This window comes from Pedobacter sp. UBA5917 (assembly GCF_002432345.1).
Taxonomy (GTDB): Bacteria; Bacteroidota; Bacteroidia; order Sphingobacteriales; family Sphingobacteriaceae; genus Pedobacter.
Window position 1 is genome coordinate 1 of record NZ_DJDT01000331.1, and the last position, 4,865, is coordinate 4,865.

Consider the following 4,865-nt stretch of genomic DNA (forward strand, 5'->3'; position numbering starts at 1 on the left):
AAGCTTTGACGAATTTATCCGACATCAAATCCAAGCCTTGATTTTTGGTTACCTTTTTATCAAGAAAAAGGTAAGAGCCAGTTCGGTGGCTAACCGAGGCAAGACTGAGCTGCTGGACAGCACATTGCATTTTAAAACACAAATAGCTGTACTTAAACGATGTTAGTGCGCTAAACGCAGAGATCCTTCGTTGCTCTCAGGATGACAAACCTTTCTTAAAAAGAGGTATGTAAATATACAAAGGCCTATAAAACAATTTGCCACCCCCGTAATTGTATAAAACAATAAGCCCGTTGTTTCTTACCACACAAAAAAATAGATATATTTGGTTATGGAAACCTCATCAAAACCGAAAAACATGCACCTTGGCCGTAAAATTAGCCGCATCCGCGAATTACGCGGTATGAAACAAGAAGCTCTTGCTACCGAACTCGGCATTAGCCAGCAGGCCATTAGCAAATTAGAGCAGAGCGAAGAAATTGAGGATAGCACTTTAGAAAAAGTAGCTAAGGTTTTGGGTGTAACAGCCGAGGCGATTAAAAATTTTAGCGAGGAGACAGTATTTAATATTATTGGAAATACATTTACCGACAGTAGCTCAAACAATAACAACTATTTATGTACAATAAATCCACTAGAAAAAATAATTGAGCTTTACGAAAGGTTATTAGCTAGTGAGCGGGAGAAAGTGGAGATATTGAAGAATAAATAGGAAACAGCTATAAAAATTAAAAGCCCGATCAGAAATGATTGGGCTTTTTAATTTTTGACAAAATTCTTAAGTAAAAACTAAATAGCAATAGTATATTAATTAACATGAGACTGAACCTGTACCGTGCACTATGTACAACCCTTTGATATACTACTTGTTTTAATACCTACTTTGACTTGCCATGCTATCATTTTCTATTTTAGATATTGAGATTATTGATCTATAGACAATCTAATAATTAGCGGTAAAAAGTTCCTAGTATGTAAACATTTCATGCCCTAAAACTACCTCCTTCATAATTGATCTTTTATTATACTTATCTTTGTTTAAATCAAATGGAAAAGGATTACACTTAAAAACGCCCATAAAATAACCTTCTTTATTTTAGGTAAATTTGTAGTATGAAAAAGGAAATTTAGTGATCGAAGTAATGTATTTATAAAGCATTACATAATATTTAGGTTATAAGACAATGTTATGTTAGAAATCAAAGCAATAATTCAAGCAGTATCAAGACTTAATTCTTGGAAACATGTAGTTATCATGGTGGCAATCATTTCTGCAATTTGTATTTACATGATGCATAATCCACTAGCGGAAGTACAAGAATTTAATACTAATGGTAAGATTGAAAAGATTACCAAATTTAAATAGATTTACGAATCATCTGCTGGTTCAGGTGGATATAATAATAGTCCCCTACGTCAGACAATGGTATTATTTCACATTTTATTATAACGTTCATGGAAACAATGAAAAAGTTCTTCAACCACGAATGGATTAAGAACATATCTTGGTCTGTAATTGGTGGCTTGATTCTTCTTTTTATAACAGAAGTTATATTTAAGCTGCCCATACTTTCAACCATCATAATAGGATTAAAGTACATTAGCGTTTTACTTACCTTTCAAATCCCTGTTTACATTGTACTAATTGCTCTAGTGGTGATACCACTTACTTGGCGTTACCTTTTAGAATTAAAGAATAGAAGATCATTAGATAGAACAAATAATAGGTATTTAACTGCAACTGATTTAACAAGGCTTAGCTACACTGCTGATAAATTTGAACATACCATTTGGAAATGGGAATGGAAATACAACGAACTTTTGAAGCGGTACGAAGCAAAGAACGTTGCGCCCCTCTGCCCGAATGATACAACTTGTGAGAATACACCAATGATTCCAGATGGTTTTAATGATGAACATAATGTATATCTATACAAATGCCAAAACTGCAATACCCTTCAAGGCTTAATGAGTGATACCAATGATATTGTGGATTATGTAGAAAAGAGAGATTATTCCACGTAATAACTAGCGATTTAAAAAAAAGCTTGATGGTATGTTGGTACTGAAAAAGAAATTGTTCATAATGCCATTAATAAGCTGATCATATTTTTTAAAGCAGAAAATAATATCATTCAAATCTCTCTTAGTTGGATTGTAAAGGTGTTCAACTTCCTTAGGGTGTACTTGATTGTTACGTTTCTTTCTCAATTTTCTTACTAGCTGCATTTGGGTTCTGAAATATTCGTTTACAATTTTTTCTTTACCAAACGTGGTTGCTATTTGATCAAAAGTTAATTTCATCTTCTCAATAAAATCAATTTTTTCATCTTGGGGTGGATGGTTATCTATAGTATTGTAATAGAAAATATCAGCTTCAATTAGTCCAAACAAGTCTATCAAACAAGTTTTGATTAAAATTTTATATTCAGTTTCCTGACGTTCAAAGGATTTAGTTATTTCAATCAAGCCATTGAATGCATCTTTCATCTTATTATGCAACTTAGAAAACTTTGGCAAAAACTGAGAAGCCTTAAACATATCCTCTAAATTACCATAGTGTTTTGTTTTGTTTTCCTCATCCATATTCTAATATACTAAAATCCTGCAATGAAGAAGACCATTAACACTTACACGCATCCCTCTCCACATACTCCTTATCTTTACTATTATAATAATAGCAACCACCCTTAGAGCCTTTGTATAATTGTTGCCCCGATTTATATTTACCACATGGCATATCGGTTTCAATATCTGTGCCTACTTCGTTTTGTTTACTACAGGCTAGTGCAACTACACTTAAAAACAGGATATAATAAAATCTTTTCATGCTGCCAAGATAGCTGGCTACGGGAAGTAAATTTTACGGTTAACCATATTGCACCAAAAATATTAGTTCGAATATCTTTTAAATGCTTTAACCAAAAGATTTTATATTATTTAAGATGCCGGGCTTGGCTCTTTACCGCCAGCAGGATCTGGTTTCTTATCGCTTATAATCAAATCGCGTGCATAGGCATTGGCCCTTTCGTATTTTTTAAAAAGGCCAGCCTTAAACTCATTACTTACAACACCATTATTCTGAAGATACTCACTAACAAATTCTGCACGGATTGACCTGAAATCGAACAAAAGCAATTTATAGGTATTTTTCTTGGTATCTACCTGGAACAGCGTATCAATTGAAGTAATTGCCGTAAGTATGGCCCCCAGGATAAGAATGGTGTCTTCACCAAAATATAGCGGTTTCTTTAAACCCGAAATAACGGTAATTAAGCCCGCAAGCAGGATTTGTGTAATACGGATAAAATAAAAAAAGCCAATATAAGTATTCGCTTTACCTTCTACCCTGTTTATTTCGTTTTGAATTTGCTGGTAAAATGGGTCATTGATGTTTGAGTATTTCATCTGTTTGAGCATTAACTAGTTTAAAAATAGTGAAAATAATTTTAATACAGCCCAAACTCGCCAGCCATTTAAGTATAAGTAATTAATTACCAAAAATATAAGGCTTTAAACTAGCAACTGCACTTATAAAGTAACCTACCTCTCCAATAAAGCTGCGAACTGCAACTATAGATCTGCCATCGGAAAGTATAATGTTATCAACTGCAAGTTTAAAACTACCGACGGAAAGTTTATAACTATCGCCTGATCTGATAAACCTACGAGCTGACAGGATAATGTTGTTAACGGAAAGTTTAAAACTACCTACTGCAAGTTTCAAACTATCTACTGCAAGTTTCAAACTACCTACTGCAAGTTTCAAACTATCTACTGCAAGTATCAAACCGCCTACTGCAAGTATCAAACTGCCTACTGCACGCATCAAACTACCATCCGCACGCATCAAACTATCACATGCACGCATCAAACTAACACCCGCACGCATCAAACTAGCACATGCACGCATTAAACTAACACCTGCACGCATCAAACTAGCAACTGCACGCATCAAACTAATGTCCGCACGCATCAAACTAATGTCCGCACGCATCAAACTAATATCCGCACGCATCAAACTAACATCCGCACGCATAGAACTAGCACCTGCACGTATCAAACTAACACCTGCACGCATCAAACTAGCACCTGCACGCATAGAATTACGAACCGTCATTTTAGCCTTTCTAAAAGATTGCTTCGGCTCGCGCAACCCCAGCCTCGCAATGACGAAGTGGTGGTAGATAATGAAATGATGCGGGTAACAAGATTTAGGAGTTAATGCGGAAAATATAAGATCCTTCGTTACCCTCAGGATGACAACTAGGGTCTTATCGCCAAAACTCATACGCGCCATGCTATCGCCGCCGTGCCGTATGCATCATGCTATATGCACCCTGCTATCCGGCATAGGATATTTTCGCAGAAATAAGCATTGAAATTCTTGCACAATCCCAAATTAAACCACAGCCCAAGGCAATATACAGTCCCGATTTTTCATCGGGGCCTCCATATTGCCGCAATAAGAATTTCGATAGCTTAGTTCAAGAAAAGATCCAAGCCTTGATCTTTTGTTACTTTTGGATCAAGCCAAAAGTAAGCGCCCTTCGGCGGCGCAGAGCCGAGGCAAGCCCGAGCAGCAGGCCGGTATATTGCATTTGAAATGTGAATGTCGGTGCTTAAACGATTGCGGTGCAATGCACGCAGAGATCCTTCGTTGCACTCAGGATGACAGAATTGAGGAAAGGCAATAACAGAGCAGGTGCGATACAGATTGTGGATAACCCATAGTAGTAAGATTGCTTTCCCGAAAAAAAATCGGGACAGGCTGTGCCGCGCAATGACGAAGTAGGTGGAATGATGAGTGGTTGCGGTAGAAATTACGCGAAAACTCCTCTGCACCCTGCTATCCGGCATAGGAT

Annotated in this window: 7 protein-coding genes; 3 read left to right on the forward strand and 4 right to left on the reverse strand. The window is 36.4% G+C overall.

Features of this window, described 5'->3' with window-relative positions; translation table 11 throughout:
• The first annotated feature begins 331 nt into the window (after positions 1–331).
• The 3 genes from B2V92_RS22975 to B2V92_RS22985 all read left to right on the forward strand — a co-directional run bounded on the left by B2V92_RS22975 (position 332) and on the right by B2V92_RS22985 (position 2,025).
• A complete protein-coding gene (locus B2V92_RS22975) occupies positions 332–712 on the forward strand; it encodes a helix-turn-helix domain-containing protein (protein WP_293312508.1) in 381 nt (126 codons plus the stop codon).
• Positions 713–1,189: 477 nt separating this feature from the next.
• Complete coding sequence (locus B2V92_RS22980) at positions 1,190–1,366, forward strand: hypothetical protein (protein ID WP_293312510.1); 177 nt, start codon at positions 1,190–1,192, stop codon at positions 1,364–1,366.
• 98 nt (positions 1,367–1,464) lie between these two features.
• Positions 1,465–2,025 carry a hypothetical protein gene (locus B2V92_RS22985; RefSeq protein ID WP_293312512.1) on the forward strand — a complete coding sequence of 187 codons (561 nt, stop codon included), beginning with the start codon at positions 1,465–1,467 and terminating at the stop codon, positions 2,023–2,025.
• 3 nt (positions 2,026–2,028) lie between these two features.
• Here B2V92_RS22985 and B2V92_RS22990 read toward each other — a convergent pair whose 3' ends face one another.
• The 4 genes from B2V92_RS22990 to B2V92_RS23005 form a co-directional block, all read right to left on the reverse strand.
• Complete coding sequence (locus B2V92_RS22990) at positions 2,029–2,586, reverse strand: hypothetical protein (protein ID WP_293312514.1); 558 nt, start codon at positions 2,584–2,586, stop codon at positions 2,029–2,031.
• A 354-nt stretch (positions 2,587–2,940) separates the two neighbouring features.
• On the reverse strand, positions 2,941–3,408 hold the full coding sequence (locus tag B2V92_RS22995) for an SLATT domain-containing protein (protein ID WP_293312516.1): 468 nt from the start codon (positions 3,406–3,408) through the stop codon (positions 2,941–2,943).
• An 82-nt stretch (positions 3,409–3,490) separates the two neighbouring features.
• On the reverse strand, positions 3,491–4,291 hold the full coding sequence (locus B2V92_RS23000) for a hypothetical protein (protein WP_293312518.1): 801 nt from the start codon (positions 4,289–4,291) through the stop codon (positions 3,491–3,493).
• A 191-nt stretch (positions 4,292–4,482) separates the two neighbouring features.
• Positions 4,483–4,865 (reverse strand): hypothetical protein (locus B2V92_RS23005; RefSeq protein ID WP_293312520.1); only part of this gene is annotated, 383 nt, incomplete at its 5' end.